The organism is Hymenobacter antarcticus, from assembly GCF_039539545.1.
GTDB lineage: Bacteria > Bacteroidota > Bacteroidia > Cytophagales > Hymenobacteraceae > Hymenobacter > Hymenobacter antarcticus.
The window spans coordinates 21,081-37,555 of record NZ_BAABDI010000022.1 but is presented as its reverse complement, the minus strand read 5'-3'; the positions used below and the strand labels follow the sequence as shown (position 1 = coordinate 37,555).

Annotated in this window: 13 protein-coding genes; 7 read left to right on the top strand and 6 right to left on the bottom strand. The window is 62.5% G+C overall.

Annotated features, from left to right (window positions below):
• Window positions 1–16: 16 nt before the first annotated feature.
• On the top strand, window positions 17–811 hold the full coding sequence (locus tag ABD819_RS14970) for a DUF2490 domain-containing protein (RefSeq protein ID WP_345125623.1): 795 nt from the start codon (window positions 17–19) through the stop codon (window positions 809–811).
• A gap of 6 nt (window positions 812–817) precedes the next feature.
• Here the strand turns inward: ABD819_RS14970 and ABD819_RS14965 are convergent, their stop codons facing one another.
• From ABD819_RS14965 to ABD819_RS14950, 4 genes are all read right to left on the bottom strand, one after another.
• Window positions 818–2,950: a DEAD/DEAH box helicase gene (locus ABD819_RS14965; protein ID WP_345125622.1), complete on the bottom strand. Its 2,133-nt coding sequence runs from the start codon at window positions 2,948–2,950 to the stop codon at window positions 818–820.
• A 115-nt stretch (window positions 2,951–3,065) separates the two neighbouring features.
• A complete protein-coding gene (locus ABD819_RS14960) occupies window positions 3,066–4,379 on the bottom strand; it encodes an ATP-binding protein (protein ID WP_345125621.1) in 1,314 nt (437 codons plus the stop codon).
• On the bottom strand, window positions 4,373–5,752 hold the full coding sequence (locus tag ABD819_RS14955) for a tellurite resistance TerB C-terminal domain-containing protein (RefSeq protein WP_345125620.1): 1,380 nt from the start codon (window positions 5,750–5,752) through the stop codon (window positions 4,373–4,375). Before ABD819_RS14955 ends, ABD819_RS14960 begins: the two co-directional genes overlap by 7 nt.
• A gap of 33 nt (window positions 5,753–5,785) precedes the next feature.
• A complete protein-coding gene (locus ABD819_RS14950) occupies window positions 5,786–7,327 on the bottom strand; it encodes a tellurite resistance TerB C-terminal domain-containing protein (protein ID WP_345125619.1) in 1,542 nt (513 codons plus the stop codon).
• A gap of 446 nt (window positions 7,328–7,773) precedes the next feature.
• Between ABD819_RS14950 and ABD819_RS14945 the strand changes: the two genes are divergently transcribed.
• The gene (locus ABD819_RS14945) at window positions 7,774–8,607 is read left to right on the top strand and encodes a transglutaminase-like domain-containing protein (protein ID WP_345125617.1); all 834 of its coding nucleotides are present in this window, start codon (window positions 7,774–7,776) and stop codon (window positions 8,605–8,607) included.
• 107 nt (window positions 8,608–8,714) lie between these two features.
• Here the strand turns inward: ABD819_RS14945 and ABD819_RS14940 are convergent, their stop codons facing one another.
• Window positions 8,715–9,290: a redoxin domain-containing protein gene (locus ABD819_RS14940; RefSeq protein WP_345125615.1), complete on the bottom strand. Its 576-nt coding sequence runs from the start codon at window positions 9,288–9,290 to the stop codon at window positions 8,715–8,717.
• A 43-nt stretch (window positions 9,291–9,333) separates the two neighbouring features.
• Window positions 9,334–10,023, bottom strand: coding sequence for a 4'-phosphopantetheinyl transferase family protein (locus ABD819_RS14935; RefSeq protein ID WP_345125614.1), 690 nt, complete (start codon window positions 10,021–10,023; stop codon window positions 9,334–9,336).
• A 156-nt stretch (window positions 10,024–10,179) separates the two neighbouring features.
• On the opposite strand from ABD819_RS14935, the gene ABD819_RS14930 reads away from it, so the two are divergent.
• The 5 genes from ABD819_RS14930 (at window position 10,180) to ABD819_RS14910 (ending at window position 16,378) form a co-directional block, all read left to right on the top strand.
• Window positions 10,180–11,106 (top strand): WD40 repeat domain-containing protein, encoded by a 927-nt coding sequence (locus ABD819_RS14930; RefSeq protein WP_345125613.1) that lies wholly within the window; start codon window positions 10,180–10,182, stop codon window positions 11,104–11,106.
• Between the two features lie 92 nt (window positions 11,107–11,198).
• On the top strand, window positions 11,199–12,263 hold the full coding sequence (locus ABD819_RS14925; RefSeq protein WP_345125612.1) for a DivIVA domain-containing protein: 1,065 nt from the start codon (window positions 11,199–11,201) through the stop codon (window positions 12,261–12,263).
• Window positions 12,264–12,559: 296 nt separating this feature from the next.
• Window positions 12,560–12,931, top strand: coding sequence for a dihydroneopterin aldolase (gene folB, locus ABD819_RS14920; protein ID WP_345125610.1), 372 nt, complete (start codon window positions 12,560–12,562; stop codon window positions 12,929–12,931).
• Window positions 12,932–13,125: 194 nt separating this feature from the next.
• Window positions 13,126–13,551 carry a BlaI/MecI/CopY family transcriptional regulator gene (locus tag ABD819_RS14915; RefSeq protein WP_345125609.1) on the top strand — a complete coding sequence of 142 codons (426 nt, stop codon included), beginning with the start codon at window positions 13,126–13,128 and terminating at the stop codon, window positions 13,549–13,551.
• Window positions 13,538–16,378 carry a M56 family metallopeptidase gene (locus tag ABD819_RS14910; RefSeq protein ID WP_345125608.1) on the top strand — a complete coding sequence of 947 codons (2,841 nt, stop codon included), beginning with the start codon at window positions 13,538–13,540 and terminating at the stop codon, window positions 16,376–16,378. Before ABD819_RS14915 ends, ABD819_RS14910 begins: the two co-directional genes overlap by 14 nt.
• Window positions 16,379–16,475: the final 97 nt, after the last annotated feature.

Here is a 16,475-nt window from a genome sequence, read left to right as displayed (position 1 = left end):
ACCTTCTGATTTCACAATGATTAAGGACGTTTCGGCCGGCTTGCTGCTGGGTTTATTGGTAGGTTCGATGCCCGTGGCTCGTGCCCAAATCCCGGTCGGCACTACGGGGGCCTGGGGCAGCTGGTTTATCGGCACGGTGCAGCTGCCGGGCAACCCGGAGCGCAAGTGGGGAGGCTACGCCGAGGTCCAGGTGCGGGCCAATGGCGTGCTGAAAGAGTATTTCTACCACGAGCTGAAAGCGGGCCTGAGCTACGACATCGACCCCAACTTCACCGTGCTGGTGGGCAGTGGCTACTACCGCACCTCCGACTACCGCGACCTGGAGGCGAGCCCGCTCACCGTGGAAAAGCGCCTCTGGGAACAGCTGGTGCTGACGCAATATTCGAAGCGCCTGAAACTGGAGCACCGCTACCGAATCGAGCAGCGCTGGGTGAATTTCCGCGGCGACAGCACCGCGTTCCGGCAGCGGTTTCGCTACCGGCTCAACGTTTTCTTTCCGCTCAATAAACGAACGGTCAGCACCGGCACGCTTTTTTTATCGGTTTATAATGAGCTGTTTCTCAACCCCACCGGGCCGGTATTCGAGCGCAACCGCTTGTACGGCGGCATTGGCTACCAGTTTACCCCGCAGTTGGTGCTGCAAGTCGGCCTGCTGAACCAGGCCGACTACAACCTGCCGGCGCTCAGACGGGGCCAGTTCACCCCGCAGACTACTGCCATCAAAAACAACCTGGTGCTGGCCGTGACCTACAAGCTGGCATGGCGCTCCACGGTGCCGGCTACCGAGCACCTGCCCTCGCAGCAGGATTAGGGGCGGTTATTCGGTTTTCGTTATTATCACGGTGCTGCTCAGAAACTCCCGCGTCCCCTCAAAATCAAAATACCGCTCTTTCAGAATGGCGCACTGGTAGGGCAAGGGCAGGGCCGGGCTCCACTTGGCGAAGTCCAGCAGGGCCGGATTTTGGGTGAGGGCGGCGGCGAGGTGGAAGTCGATGTCGTCGATGAACAGGCGCAGCTGCTCGAATAATTCGGGCAGCAGCCGGGGGGGCAGCGGGAGCAGGAAGCTGCTGGTGGCTTCGTCGTAGGTGGCTTCCAGGTCCAGGCTTTTGATAAGAAACGCCAGGCTGCGGTTGATTTTAGTGCCGGTGAAGGTGTAGAAAATCAGGAATTTGTCTTTGACGATGATGGGCCGCTCGTGTTCTGGCGGCGTGGACCACGGGAAGCCGGCAAAGTCCTGGCGCAGCTCCTGCAACGCTCCCCGGCTGGGCGCGTCCAGCTCGGGCGGAATGGTGTCGGCCAGCAGCAGGCCCAGCATTTCCTGGCGGATGCGCGGATGCACCGTGCCGCCCCCGCCGAAGAACAGCGGCTTCTTGCCATCGTGCGCGGGCACCACTTCGATGCGCTTGGCGGGCAGGTCGAGGAGCTTGATTTTCCAGACGCGGGCGGCCAGCAGCAGGTTTTCGTTTTCCTGGAGCTGCGGCGAGTAGGGGACTTCGCCCACCGTATTGCCGGCGTACACTACTTTGTACATCGTTTCGGTGCGAAACATGCTGTAGAAATCGCGGGAGTTGACCACGAATTCGCCCTCCACCCCAATTATCAGCTCCTGCCCCAGCGCCTCCAGCCAGTCAATCTGCAGCAATTCATCCAGGATTTCATCGATTTCAACGACCGTTATTTCGGTGAACGCGGCGTTGGCCCGCAGGCGGCGGCGCAGCTCGGGGCGGCCCACGCCCGCCAGCTCCTTGACGATGGACAGCGCCTGGTGCAGCAGCAAATCGTAGGGCCGGCGGGCGTGCCGCAGCGGCTCCACGAAGCCTTCCTGGTAGAGCTGCCAGCAGGCCAGCGACTGCACCAGACTCCACGGGCTGGTGGCGTAGAGCAGCAATTGACTGGGCGCACCGTCGCGCCGGCCACTGCGCCCCACCCGCTGAATGAGTGAGGCAATGGACTGGGCCGCATCCACTTGCACCACCTTATCGACGGAGCCAATATCGATGCCCAGCTCCAGCGTGGACGTGCAGGCGATGCAGAACGGCTGGCGCTGGTTGTTTTTGGCGAAGTGCTCCACGTACTCGCGCACTTCCTTGTCCACCGACGAGTGGTGAGAAAAATAGTTGGCGTGGCCGCCCACGCGGTCGGCAATCTGGCGCAGCTTCACGGCCACCACTTCGGCCAGGCCCCGGCTGTTGGGGAAGATGAGGGCTTTGCTGGTGCTGGTCTGCTTGTAGAGGTCCTTGAGCAGGGTCAGCGGCAGGTCGGGGCCGTCGGCGGCGAAGTAGCGGAACTTCGTGAGCATGTCCTTGGCGGCCTTGTCGAGCAGCACTTTGGTGCGGGCCGCCTCGCCGGTGAAGTGCTTGGCCTCGGCGTAGTCGCCGATGGTGGCCGACAGCCCCACCACCGCAAACCGCTGCCCGCTCACGGCCCGCAGCCGCGCCAGCAGCGACATGAGCTGCACGCCCCGGTCGGTACCCAGGAAGGAGTGAATTTCATCAATCACCACGTAGCGCAGGTTCGCAAACAGCGCTTTCACGCTGTAGGGAGCATTCACGAACATGGCTTCTATCGACTCCGGGGTGATGAGCACGATGCCTTCGGGCTGCCGCACCAGCTTCTGCTTGGCGGCGCGGCTGGCCTCACCATGCCACTTGGTCACCTTCACGTCGAGGTACTTGCACAGCTCCTCGACGCGGTTGAACTGGTCGTTAATCAGGGCGATGAGCGGCGAAATGTAGAGCACCTGCACCCCCGGCTGCCGGAAATCAACCTTCGAGAGAATGGGTAGAAACGCCGCCTCCGTTTTGCCGGAGGCCGTGCGCGAGGCCAGGATAAAGTTGTCGTCACTGGCCAGAATGTGCTGAATGGCGGCCGCCTGAATGGGGCGCAATTGCTCCCAGCGCTGGTCGCGCACGTAGCGGCGGATGGGCTCGGCGAGGAGGTCGAAGGACATATTTTGAGTTTATGTAGGGTGCGGGGCCTGCCCCCGCCCGTCGTCCGCACCGTTGCAACGATTCCGCTCAACGACGGGCGGGGGCAGGCCCCGCACCCTACATAAACGCAAAAAATCAAAGCACCTCAATCGCGTCCACGGCCGACTCATTGGGCCGCTCATCCCGAATCTGCACTTCGCTGAACAGCTGCTGCTTATTCAAACCCGGATTCTGGCGCAGCAGGCTCAGGATGTTGAGAAAGTCCCGAATCACCTCGCGGGGCGTGAGAAATTCGTTCGCGCCGGGCTTGTTGAACAGCTCCTCCATGAAGGCGTGAATGTCGGCATCCGACACGTCGATGGTGGTTTGGTAGTTAAAATCGAAGATTTCCTTGAGCTTCTGGAGCAGCACGAACACCTCGTCGTGGGTGAGGGGCATCAGTCGCACCACGGGCTGGGCAAAGTCGCGGATTTCACTGGTTTCGAACTTGTTGATGGCCAGGCGTGATTTCAGGGCCTGGTAGCTGAAGAGGCCGCGCCGCTCATTCTCCAGCACCTCGCGGGTGCCGGCGAAGTTGATGAACAGGTGGCTGACCTTGCCCTGAAAGCAGTCGTTGTAGATGGTCAGAATCTTCTCGTAGTTCTTCTCGCGCATCGGCGCGGTCGATATTTTGTAGAGGTTGATGGCCTCGTCGAGGTTAATCATGAACCCGCTGTAGCCCATACTCACGAACAGCCGGCCGAAGTTCTTGAGCATGTCGTAGTAATTGACATCGGTGATGACCTCGCGCACGCCCAGGTCCTGGCGGGCCTCGGTTTTGGTGCGGTACTCGCCCTTGAGCCACTTGAGGGCGTGGCGGCGCAGCAGGTCGTTATCGGTGATGTAGCCTTCGTAATACTTCATCACCACGGTGCCAAAGTCGAAGCCGCCCACGTCGGTCAGCTCCTGAATGGTGCTCATGATGGCGGCCTGCACTTTGGGTAGGTACTTCTCATCACGGATGTCGGTGAGGGCAATGCCCTGGGCCTCGGCGGTGCGGGTGAGGACCTGCTCAATCCACTTTTCGAGCAGCGTGGCCAGCGCCCCGCCCTCGGGCTTGGTCTGAATGGCGATGTTGTCCATGATGGCCGAATACAGGGCCACGGCCTTGCCGTCGTTGGCGTAAAGGCGGTTGTCGGGGGTGAAATCGGCATTGGCCACCACGAATTTCTGCTTCAGCGCCACCGTGTTCAGCAGGTGCAGCATGAACGACTTGCCCGAGCCGAAATCACCAATCCAGAACTTGACCATGCTGTGGCCATTCTTCACCTCATCGAGCGAGGTCACGAAAGCCTCGATTTCGGGCGAGCGGCCCACCGTGATGTGCTGCACGCCCAGCTTGGGCACCACGCCGCCCAGCAGCGAGTTGATGATGGCCGTGGCTTCCTTGGGTTTGATATTGTTTAGCATGAAGATGCGGTAAGCTGCTGATAATGCGCTTCGTAAATGGTGTAGTCGTCGCCGGATTCCTCAATTAGCACGTCATCGAGCAAGCCGTAGCAACGCTCGTTGAGGCCGTCGATGAGCTGGTTGCGCAACGCGCCGTGGGCTTTGGCGAAGGCTTCGACGGCGGGTTGCGGCAAGGTGAGGGCGTGTGCAGCGAAGAGCTGGAGCAGCGCCTGTTGCGGGGCACTCAGGTGCAAGCCTACTGCAAAGGTAGCAGCCGGGGGTGTCGTTTTCGGTGGTTTGGGAGCCGGAGTTTTGGGGGCCGCCGGGGCCTTTCTCGGAGGTTTGACGGCCGGCAGCGCGGGCGCGGGGGCATCCTGCAGATACGCATTCAGCAGTTCCACGGTGCCGGCGTGCTGGGCGCGCACCGCCTGCACCGCTCCCATGTCCAGCGCAATTTTCCTGCGTTCCTGCACGTACACATTTGCTACTTCGGCCGTGGCCTGGTCCAGCTGGCGCGAGCGCAGCAGCGTCTGGCAGATGACCTCAAACCGCGCCTGGTGTTCGGGTTGTGTAAATAGCTTCTTTTGCAGGCGTTTGATGAGGGGCCGGGGTTTGAAATTCCACTTTTGCGATGCCCCGTAGTGCAGGTAGTGCAGGTACAGGTGCAGGGCGGGCTCGCGGACCAGTTCGCCAAGCTGCCTGGCGGCTGCGTAATAAATCTGCGGCATCACCGGGTTGCGGTCGTTCAGGTAGCACAGGTCGTACACGCCCGCCGCGAAACCGACCGTATCGGCGGGCAGCAGGGCCAGCAGCTTCTCGAAGCGGGGCTTCCAGCGCCCATTATCCAGCACGTTGAGCGCCTGCTCGGTTTCATCGTCGGGCAGCGGCACCGTCTCAGCCAGCGGCGCGAGTAGCGCCTGCACCACCTCCCCAAAGTACCGCTCAAACGAATTCGCCGTATCGAGCACGGCGGTGAAATAGCGTTTTTCCAGGCTCAGCGGCATTTCGTAGCGCTGCCGCACCAGGTCTTCGCAGCGCTGGAAAATCGTGTAATACACAATGGCTGCCACCTTATTGCCGGCGGCGGCGGCGCTGACGTAGCCTCGCTCCTTGTAATTGAAATAGCCGTACTGCTCGCTTTTTGTCGTGAGCTCCTTGGCCTGCTGCTGAAACGTGGTGCCCGCCGCTTTACACTGCTTCTCCAGCTCGTCCAGCACCAGTAAATAGAGCCGGACGGTCTCCCTGCGGGCCGTTTCGAGCTGCATGAACCCGTGGCTGGGAGCCGTAAATTTGTTGAGCCAGCTGACCTGCTTGGTACTGAGCCCCAGGTCGTGCTCGTACAAGGTGCCCAGCGGAGTAGGGGGATAATAGTGGTAATAGCTGCGGCGGAACACGGGCTTAGCGTAAAAGTGGATGGGGTCGGTAATCTAACCGGTTATCTTCCGAAAATACGGCTCGTAAATCGTGTAGCCGTCGCCGCTTTCCTCGATGAGTACGTCATCGAGCAGCTCGTAGCAGGTGTCATTCAGCCCATCGATAAGCTGATTGCGCAGTCCGCCGTGGCTTTTGGCCAAGGCTTCGACCTGTCCCAGCGATAAGGTGAGCTGATGGGCGGCAAATAACTGCAAAAGCGCCTGTTGCGGGCCGCTCAAGCCCAGGCTGCCGGCAAAAGCCCCAGCGGCGGCCGGGGCGGGCGCGGCGGGAGTTTTGGGCTGTTTTGGGTCTGATTTGCTGGTTTTTGCCGTTTTGGTCGGAGTAGGCGCCTGGTTTGGTTTTGAAGGCGCGGCGGCGGGCTCGTCCTGCAGGTACTCGTTGAGCAGCACCACGGTGTCGGCGTGGCGGGCGCGGGCGGCTTGCACGGCGGCCGGGTCCAGCTCAATTTTGCGGCGCTCGACTACGTACACCGTGGCTACTTTTTCGAGGGCGGTTTTGCGGTCGCCGTTCAGCTCCAGCAGGTTCGCAATCATGGTGAACCGCTGGGTATGCTCCGGGAGCGGGAACAGCTCTTTGTGGAGGTTACGGGGTAGCGTTTTGGGCTTGGGGTTTACCCAATGGGCGCCATCGTGCAGGTAGTGCAGGTAGGAGCGCAGGGCGGCCTCGCGGTCGGCACCGGCCAGGAGCTTGGCCGCCTCGTAGTAGATGGTTTCGCGGGCGGCGGTGCGGTTGTTTTGTTGGGCCAGCTTCTCCACGGCTTTCACGAAGGCTGGCACTTTGGCGGGCAGCAGCTTGGCCAGGGGCTCAAAATAAAATTTCCAGCGCTGGGGCGCGTGCTCGTTGAAGGTGCGCTCGGTTTCGGCGCTGGGCGGCGGCACCTGAGGCAGCAGCGTGGGCAGCAGGGTCGCGACGTGCCGGCCCAGCTTGAGGTGAAACTTCGGTTCGAGGCTGGCGAGCTGCCGGGGAAACAGGGCGGGCGCTTTGCGGGCGTAGTTGAATCGGCTGCGCAGGGCATTTTCGCAGAGCCGGAAAATAGCCAGGTAGATGTCGGTGCCCGCCTTGCCGCCCCGGTTCTGGGTGTTGTACCAGAAGCCGGCTTCGTAAGAAATCTGCTTGGCCTCGTCTTCCAGGGCTTTGGTCGTTTTGGCCAGCGTGGTGCCGGCGGCTTTCAGCTGGCGGTCGAGGCCGGGCAGCACCGCCAGGTAGAGTAGCAGCGTGGCTTGCCGCATGGGCTCGATGTTCAGGAAGGTGTTGTTGGTGGGCAGGTTAAACTTGTCGAGCCAGCTGATTTGCCGGGGCGTAAGGCCCAGCTTGTCGCCGTAGGTGTGGCCCAGGGTGGCCGGCGCACGGTAGTGATAATCGTAATTGTAGATAAAAATTCCCGACCCCGGGGCCGACTCGATGTAGGGCGTGGGCTTTGGGGCTGGCGGCGGCGGCGGGGCGGCATTGGCCACCGCTAGCCGCTCAAACAGGCCCGTGATGTCGATGATGGAATCGTCGGCGGCGGCGGGAGCGGTGGGGCGTTTGGGCGGCATGGGCGGGAAAATGCGGGGTAAAACTCCTGTAAAAGTCGAACGAAATCACCTGACTTAGAAGCCGGGCGGGGCTTCCGCCTCAAAATGATTTGCTTTCCTTCCCGCCGTGTTCGCAGGGAAATACCCTTTTGTCTGGGCGCGGAAACCCAAAAAGCCGGGCGCGAAATCCGGTGGCAAGCCCGGGCACTGAGCCAGCGCGGTGCAGGGCGGCGGCCATGCAGACCGGCGGTGGCGGTTTTTTCTGCTCCGGATGGGCATTGATGGGCAGCACCCGCACTCTGTCCGGCAATTACTGGCAACCGCGCCACCGAAGTAGGCCGCAAAACACCTGCGCCGCCGCGGCCCGCATCTTTCTGGTGGTCCCGCGTAGTCCCTTCCCGAAACCCAAACTCCGCGCAGGGTGTTAAATTTGCCCTTGCAACCCTGGCGGTGGCCGTTACGCATCCATGACCAACAAAGAAATCAAAGCCCTTATCTCGCTGCTCGACGACCCGGAAATCGCGCCGCAAATCCAGGATAAAATCCAGAACCTGGGCGAAAGCATCATTCCGTTTCTGGAAGAGTCCTGGGAAGAAACCCTCGACGGCCAGCAGCAGCAGCGCCTGGAGGACTTGATTCACCACCTGCAGTTTGAGGGCTTGCAGCAGCGCCTCAAAGTGTGGCGCGAAGCCGGCGCTACCGACCTGCTGGAGGGCATGTGGCTGCTGAATACCTACCAATATCCCGACGCCGACTACCAGGCCCTGAACCGCGCCATCGAGCAGCTCCGCTTCGAGGCCTGGACCGCCCTGCGCCCCGAAATGCACCCCGCCGACCAGGTCCAAACCCTGAACTACGTGATGTTCCGGACGCATAAGTTCGCGGCCAACACCCAGCATTTTCACTCGCCGGCCAACTCCATGCTGCAGCGCGTGATTGAAACCAAGCGTGGCAACCCGCTCACGCTGTGCGTGATTTACCTGCTGGTGGCCCAGCGCCTGCACCTGCCGGTTTCGGGCGTGAACCTGCCCAACCTGTTCGTGCTCACCTTCCGCCCCGAGGTGCCCGGGGCCGAGCCGTTCTACATCAACTGCTACAACCGGGGCCTGGTGCTCTCGCGCACCGATATCGAGCATTACGTCTCGCAGCTGAACATCACCTCGAACCCCATTTTCTTCGAGCCCTGCTCTAATCTGGACATCGTGCGGCGCGCCCTGCGCAACCTGCAAATGAGCTTCGAACGCTTGCAGGAGCCCGTGAAAGCGGTCGAAGTGGCCCTGCTGCTAAGTATTCTGGAATAGGCCTAAAAGAGCGAGTACCCCGAAATTTCATTTCGGCACCGGCGAACGATTTGTTCTCACGGGCCGAAATGAAATTTTGGGGTACTCGCTCTTTCGGGGTACCCGTGCTACCGCTTAATCAAACAGCCGGCGGCGCGCTTGTCGGCCACGCCGGCCGGGCGGCCAGCCAGCACGTTGTCGAGCACTTGCTTCAGGTAGGCCTGCTGCACGCTGCTGGCTACCTGCGGGTTGTCATCGATAGCCCCGCGGTAGCGGATGGCAAAGCCGCCGGAAGTGGGCTCCAGCACTACGGCCTCGGCCGTTTTGGTTATGCCCAGCAGGCCGGCCACTTGCTGGCTGGCATCGGAGAGGGTGGGCAGCTCTACTTCGCCGGGGGCGGCGGTGCCGGGCGCGTCGAGGTTGATGGGCACGTTGATGAACAGGAACTGCACGCCCCGGCCCCGGTAGGCGCTGCTGAGCGAGGCCAGCCGCTCCTGATAGAGGCGCGAAAAGGCGCAGGCAGGGTTCAGAAACACCACTACCACGGCCTTGTTGCCGGCGTAGCTTTTCAGGGCCACGTCGGAATTAGCGGCGGTTTTCAGGGTAAAATCGGAGATGGTGCCGCCGGCCTGGGCCCGGGCTACGCTGATGGTGAGGGCCAGCAGGGCCACGGCGGTAAGAATAGAAATGCGACGGAACGACATGGCGGTAAGGTAAGACAAAACAACGCGGCGAATGTAGCCGCGATTACCCGGCCGGTTCGTGGCAATACGTGAGCACGTAGCCGGGGGCGGGTTGGGTATAGCAAATGGAGTGCCGCGTCTCGGCCCCGCTCAGTACCAACGTAGCGGGGATTTCGCCGGATTCCCGCGGGCTAAAAGAATGAAGCAGCAGCTGTTGCCGAAAGATGATGCCCCGCTGTGCCGCCAGCTTATACAGCGATTCCTTGGCGCTCCAAAGCAGGGTGTAATGGGTGCTGCCGGCATCGGGGTCGGCGTGGGTGGCCGCCTGCGCATCGGCCCACTCGGCGGGGGCCAGAAACTTGCCTGCCAGCCGCCGGGCCTTGTCGCGAATCATTTCAACATCTACGCCCGCCCGGCCGCCCTGGGCCAGCACCGCCGCCACCCACGCGCCCGAGTGCGACAGCGACACCACCGTGCCGGGAGCCGCACCCGCCAGCCAGGGCCGGCCGGTGGCATCGTTCCGCACGGTGGCCTGCGCCGGCGGCGGGGTTGCGGCTTCCTCGAAAAGACGATGAATCAGGCGGCGGCCGGCCAGCCACTGGGCCTGGCGGGTGGCATCGGCGGTGGCGGGCAGCAGCGGCTGGTAGGCCTCGGGGTGGGGCAGGCCGGCCCACAGGTCGGCGGGCGTTTCGGTGAGGTGCCAAAGGCCCAGCACGGCGGTAGGGGAGATGTGCTGGACGGAATGAAGTGGCATTGTTTAGTGGTTAATGGTCAATGGTTAGTAATGAACGGGGGAGGCTCCAGACTTGCTCAAAGTCGGTGAATTTGGTGTTTGAAAACGACTATTGACCACTAAATATTGACCGCTACTCATTAAGCATTAGTCCCAAAGCTACCTTTGCGCCACAGTATGTCCGAACTATTCCGCCCGCCCGTTACCAAAATTGCCACGCTGGCTGGCCACCGCGATGCCGTGTATGCCCTCACGGGCGGCTCCGACGGCGCCATCTACTCGGGTAGCGCCGATGGCATGGTGGTGGGCTGGGATGCCGCCGAGCCCGCCCGCGACGGCGAGCTGCTGGCGCGCGTCGAAAACTCGGTGTATGCCCTGCGTCACCTGCCGGAGCTGGGTTTATTGGTGCTGGGGCACAACTTTCAGGGCATTCAGGTCATCGATTTGGCGGGGCGACAGCTGGCCCATGCTACGGCCCTGCCGCCGGTAGCCATCTTCGAAATCGTGTACTCGGCCAGCCGGCAGCGGCTGTACGTGGGCTTGGCCGACGGCACGCTGGCCGTGCTGACCGTGCCCGATTTCCGTTTGGAAAAGCTCCTGCGCATCGCCGACAAAAGCCTACGCTGCCTGGCGCTGCACGAGGGCCGCGCCGAGCTGGCCGTGGGTAGCTCCGACACCCTGACCCGCATTCTGGATTTGGATTCGCTGGAAACGAAGTTTACGCTGGCTGAAAGTACGAATTCGGTGTTCTCGGTGGCCTACTCGCCCGATGGCGCGCAGCTGCTCACGGCCGGCCGCGATGCCCAGATTCGCACCTGGGACGTGGCCGCTGGCTACGCCCTGGTCGGCACCGTGCCGGCCCACATGTACACTATTCACCACCTGGCCTTTAGTCCCGACGGTCGCTACCTGGCCTCGTGCAGCCTCGATAAAAGCATTAAGCTCTGGGACGCGGCCACGCTCACGCTGCTGCGCGTGCTCGACCGGGCCCGCGCGGCGGGCCACGGCACGTCGGTGAACCGGCTGGTTTGGCCGGGCACCGAAAACCGGCTAGTTTCGTGTAGCGACGACCGTAGCCTGGCCGTTTGGGAAGTAGCAGGGTAGTTGTTAGTTGTTTGTTGTCAGTTGTTAGCGGTAAACGCTGCTGGCTGGCATCGAACCTAGTAACTAACAACGAATAACTGATAATTAACAAAATGAAACTCACCGCCCTCGACATCCGCCAGAAAACGTTTGAAAAATCCTTTCGCGGGGTTGATAAAGACGAGGTGCAGGCTTTTTTGACCACGATTTCGCAGCAGTGGGAGCGGCTGGGCGATGAAAACCGCGAGCTGCGCCTCAAGCTCGAACACGCCCAGCAGGATGTGCAGAAGATGCGCGAAGTGGAAAGCAGCCTCTACCGCACCCTGAAAACCGCCGAGGACACTGGCCACAACATCACCGAGCAGGCCCAGCGCGACGCCGACCTGCGCATCCGCGAAGCCCAGTTTCAGGCCGAAAGCCTCCTCAGTGAAGCCCGCCAGCGCGCTCGCACCGTGGTAGATGAGTCGTACCAGCAAGCCGAAAAAACGGTGGCCGACATGCAGCGCGAAGTAACCGGCCTGGGCCAGGAGTGCCAGCGCCTGGAGCAGCAGCTCGACGGCCTCGTGCGCGACCTGCACCACCTGGCCTCCGATGCGCTGGACAAAGTAGAAAAAGCCCGCAATCGGCCCAAAGGTGGCACGGCCGCCATCCTTTCGCGGGCGGCGAGCGTACAGGTAGAGCGGCCCAAAGAAGCGGCCGCCGAACCCACGCCCGAACCCCCTTCCATCATGCAGGTAACTTCTTCTTCCACCGTTTCATCCGCCGCTGCCGTGGCCGCCGCTACGCCCGTTGCCTTCGTGCCCGCGGGCCGCAGCCGTTCCGAAGAGCAGCTTGAGCGCACTGCTGCCCAAACCACCGGCTACAACCCCAAGCCCGGCCAGCAGCCCGACCCCGGCGCCCCCGCCGAAGCCCCGCACCCCGATATTGAGCGCCCCGCTGCGCCCGCCGAAAACCCCGGCATTTCGCCCGCGCCCAACATTGAGCAGCCGGCTCCCTCGCAGGTGCCCCAGCCCGGGCCGCCCCACGTAGACCCCATGGCCCCCGATATCCGCCCCATTGGTCCCGACCACCCCGAAATCAACCAGCCTTCACCCGTGACGCACCCCGGCCAGCCGGCCATGATGGCCGCGACCTTGGAAACGGCCGTAGCGGAGAAGTCGTTTTTCGACGAAATATAGACCACGTATTTTGCTGATTCAACGGATTTCGCACCTGCAATTCCTAAGAAAGCCTGTCCATCGGACGGGCTTTCTTTTTTTCGGCGGCAACCTTTGGGGCTTGATACTACTTCACCGAAGCTGTTTAGTAATTCGGAAAATCATCTGAAACGTCATGCCGAGCGTAGCCGAGGCATCTCGCTCGCTTCGTTGAGTCGCCCAAGGGCCCTGGCCAGATGCCTCGGCTGCGCTCGGCATGACCCAAAACTGAATTCCTAAACCGCTTCACCTCATTCACCATCTTACCAATTCACCGCATGGGCCAAATCGCACTCGAAGGGCTGGAGTTTTTCGCCTTCCACGGCTACTATGACGAGGAGCAGAAAATCGGCAACAAATACGGCGTTGACCTCTACATCGAAACGGATTTGCTGGCGGCCGGCGAATCCGATAAGCTGCAGCAAACCGTGAACTACGAAGTGCTGTACCGCATGGTGGCCGAGGAAATGCGGGCCCCCGCCCGGCTCCTGGAGCACGTGGCTCACCGCGTGCTCGACCGCATCACGGCCGAGCTGCCGCACGTGCGCAAGGTGAAAATCAGCGTCAGCAAGTTCAACCCGCCACTGGGCGGCATCTGCCACCGGGCCCGGGTTACGCTGGTGAAGAAGCGGCCAAAGTCCGGCGAATAAACCTGGCTGTATTTTCTGGCGAAACGAGCCGCTGACTTTCGATGCAAATTTAATGCATTGATAGTCAGCGTGATGGTTAGTTTTGACGGGTTAGTACGAAATATTTCGTATTCTATCTATGCAACTACGAATAGATTCGTAGCATCTTTGCCTCATCCTACGAAATAATTCGTAGATGCTTCGTATCTTTCGTTATGAGCAAGGCACCGCCCCCCAAACCTACGGATTCCGAACTGGAAATCCTGCACGTGCTCTGGCAGCACGGGCCCGCCACGGTGCGGGCCATCAACGACCACCTGAGTCTGCGCCGTCAGGCGGAGGTGGGCTATACCACCACGCTCAAGATTTTGCAGCTGATGCTGGAAAAAGCCCTGGTGCGCCGCGACGATGCCGACCGCAGCCACGTGTACCGCGCCGCAGTGCGCGAGCAGGAAACCCAGGGCCTGCTCCTCGATAAGTTCGTGGACGCCACTTTCGGCGGCTCGGCCCTGAAGCTGGTGATGCAGGCCCTGGGCAGCCGCCAGACTTCGGCCGATGAGCTGGCGCAAATCCGCCGCCTGCTCAACGACATTGAAATTCAGAATTCCACTCCTAATTCCGACGACGATGACCACGCTTGAGCATTTCGTTTCGCCCGTCCTGGTACGGGCCCTGGGTTGGACCCTGTTGCACTCGCTTTGGCAGGGGGCATTGGTAGCGGCCGTGCTGGCCGGGGCCCTGCTCTTGCTGCGCCGCCAGCGCGCCGAGGTGCGCTACGTGGCATCGGCCGGGGCGCTGGGCGCGGTGGTGGCGCTGGCTGGCATCACGTTCGGCTTGTATTTCACGGCTGGCGCGGGCTTGCCGGCCGGCCCGCGGGCAACTACGGCCGCCGGGGCGAGGGTGGAATTGGGGAGGCCCGAGGCCCGTATCGTGACCACGACGACCACCGCTGCAATGGCCGATGCGACTGCTCCGGCCGGCGCACGCCCGGTGACACGGCAGGTTGCTGCGCCGGCCCCGGTAGCCGCGCCTCCAGCCGAAGGCCTGCTCAATAGCGGGCTCATGCACTCATTCACCCAATCACTCATTCACTCATTGAATAACCACCTGCCGCTGCTGGTGGTGGCGTGGCTGCTGGGCCTGCTGGCCATGAGCCTGCGGATGCTGGGCGGTCTGCTGTATGTGCAGCGGTTGCGGCGCTACCGGGTGCGGCCTTTGTCGGCGGCCTGGCAGGAGCGGCTGGCGGTGCTGGCGGCCCGTAGTGGGCTGCGCCGGCCAGTGGCGCTGCTGGAGTCGGCGCTGGTGCGGGTGCCGCTGGTGGTGGGCCACATGCGGCCCGTGATTCTGCTGCCGCTGGGCGCAGTGGCGGGGCTGTCGGCGGCGCATCTGGAAGCTATTCTGGCCCACGAGCTGGCCCACGTGCTGCGCCGCGACTACCTCGTGAACCTGCTGCAAACCGTGGCCGAGGCCTTGTTCTTCTATCATCCGGCCGTGTGGTTCATGGCCAGCTGCGTACGTGCCGAGCGCGAAAACTGCTGCGATGACACGGCCACGGCCCTCGTGGGCGGCGACCCGCTGCGGCTGGCCCGCGCCCTCACGGCCCTGGCCGAGTGGAGCCAAAGCGCCGTGGTGCCCACCGCGCCCCGGCTGGCGCTGGCTGCCATGGGCCGGCGCGGGGCCCTGCTAAGCCGGGTGCGCCGCCTGGTGCAGCGCCGTCCGGCCGCGCCTACCCTGGCCGAAGGCATCATGGCCAGTGCCTTGGTACTGGGCGGCCTGGGGCTGCTGGGCGGCAGCGTGGCCCTGGCTGGTTCTTTAACCCAGCCTGCCGTACCGGCTGCCAAACCCGCCGCGTTCGACTGGCAAACGGGGCCGGCTAAAGCTGGTGGCTTGGCGGATATCAACAAACGCGCAGCTACTACAGCTACTTCCACCACTACGGCAACCCAAGCGGCCCCGCCCGCACCGGCTCAGCCCGGGGAGGAAAGCCGGGAAGTCACCATCCTGCAAGACGGCCCGGATGACGCCGCGCCGAGGCCGCCGCGCCCTCCTCGTCAGCCCCGCGAAAGCCGTCGCGTCATCATCAATGGCCGCGAGATGGCCCCGCCGCCTTTTCCCGGCAACTCCGGCACGGTGGTGATTACCAAGGATAAAAAAGGCCGGCTGACCGACCTCGTGGTGAATGGCCAGCGCGTGGAAGCCGCCACCGGCAAATCGAAGAAAACCAGGGGTGATAAAAACCAGCAGGTGGAAATCATTCAGGTGGTGCCGCCGGGAAACCGGGAGTTTCGGGGTTATGCCTTTCGGAACGATGGCGGGATGGAGCGCCGGCTCGAAGGACAGGTGGAGCGTGAGGTGGAGCGTAGCAAGGATTTCCGGTTTGATTTTCCGGCTTTTGACGAACGGCAGTTTCGGATGGCCCCCGAAGGCCAGCTGAACCGCACGTACCGGCTGCAGCGGCTCGACGGAAGCTCTGGCGGCGATGAGCGCCGCGCCCGGCTTGAGGGCCTGCGCGGAGCCGAGCGCGGCCTGCGCACCGCCGCCGCCGTGAAAAGCCTGAATGCCCAGCAGCGCAAGGACATCAACAAAGAGCTGGAAAAAGTGCGCGTCCGCATCCGGCAGGCCGAAAGCGCCTTGTCATCGAGCCAGCCCCGACTACCTGATGCTGATGGCCGCCAACGGAAGCTCGACGGGCGAGTAGAAAGCCGTGACCGCCAGCAGGAGTCGCAGGACCAGCGGCAGGCAATGCGCGACCGTCAGCAGGAGTTGCAGGACCAGCGGCAGGAACTGCAGGACCGCCAACAGGAAATGCGCGACCGCCAGCAGGAGCAGCGGGACCTGGCGCAGGAGCGTACCGACCGCGACCGCGCCGACCGCGACCAAGAACGCGCCGACCGCGACCGGTACCAGCACGAAGCCCTGGTGGCCGAATTACGGAAAGACGGCCTGATTCAGGACCAAGACAATTTCCAGCTCAAGCTCACGGGCACGAGCATGACTGTGAACGGCAAGGAACAGCCGGCCCAGGTGCGGCAGAAGTACCTGAAGCTGTACGAAGGCAGCACCGGCCGCAAAATGAGCGCCACCGGCGCTATGAATATCACGCGCAACGGCACCACCAGCTTCAGCCGAAACGATGCGCCGCGCCCACCCCGGCCGCCCCGCGCGCCCCGCGCCCCAATAGCTCCGATGATGGAACCGCCCGTGCCCCCGATGCCGCCCATGCCCGCAATGCCCGCCTTGCCCGCGCCACCCACCCCGCCGCGGGTGGATACCGAAACGCTGCGCAAGGAGCTGCGCAAGGATGGCGTGCTCGGCAGCGACGAGAAGAACCTGCAGTTTCAACTCAACTCCTCGGGGCTGACGGTGAACGGCAAAAAGCAGTCGGACGCGCTGGCGGCCAAGTACCGCAAGCTCACCAGCCACGACAATGGCAAGAACTTCAATATGACGATTTCGACCCAGGAATAGCCAATTGATAGAAATGAAAAAAGGCCGGTTTTCTGCCCAGAAAGCCGGCCTTTTTTTGGCCGCTGAGGGGATGATAACACAAAAAACATGGCGAGGT

Coding starts and splice junctions, on each gene's coding strand:
- ABD819_RS14970 (WP_345125623.1), top strand. CDS start 17: ATGATTAAGGACGTTTCGGCCGGCTTGCTGCTGGGTTTATTGGTAGGT.
- ABD819_RS14965 (WP_345125622.1), bottom strand. CDS start 2,950: ATGTCCTTCGACCTCCTCGCCGAGCCCATCCGCCGCTACGTGCGCGAC.
- ABD819_RS14960 (WP_345125621.1), bottom strand. CDS start 4,379: ATGCTAAACAATATCAAACCCAAGGAAGCCACGGCCATCATCAACTCG.
- ABD819_RS14950 (WP_345125619.1), bottom strand. CDS start 7,327: ATGCCGCCCAAACGCCCCACCGCTCCCGCCGCCGCCGACGATTCCATC.
- ABD819_RS14945 (WP_345125617.1), top strand. CDS start 7,774: ATGACCAACAAAGAAATCAAAGCCCTTATCTCGCTGCTCGACGACCCG.
- ABD819_RS14940 (WP_345125615.1), bottom strand. CDS start 9,290: ATGTCGTTCCGTCGCATTTCTATTCTTACCGCCGTGGCCCTGCTGGCC.
- ABD819_RS14935 (WP_345125614.1), bottom strand. CDS start 10,023: ATGCCACTTCATTCCGTCCAGCACATCTCCCCTACCGCCGTGCTGGGC.
- ABD819_RS14930 (WP_345125613.1), top strand. CDS start 10,180: ATGTCCGAACTATTCCGCCCGCCCGTTACCAAAATTGCCACGCTGGCT.
- ABD819_RS14925 (WP_345125612.1), top strand. CDS start 11,199: ATGAAACTCACCGCCCTCGACATCCGCCAGAAAACGTTTGAAAAATCC.
- folB (WP_345125610.1), top strand. CDS start 12,560: ATGGGCCAAATCGCACTCGAAGGGCTGGAGTTTTTCGCCTTCCACGGC.
- ABD819_RS14915 (WP_345125609.1), top strand. CDS start 13,126: ATGAGCAAGGCACCGCCCCCCAAACCTACGGATTCCGAACTGGAAATC.
- ABD819_RS14910 (WP_345125608.1), top strand. CDS start 13,538: ATGACCACGCTTGAGCATTTCGTTTCGCCCGTCCTGGTACGGGCCCTG.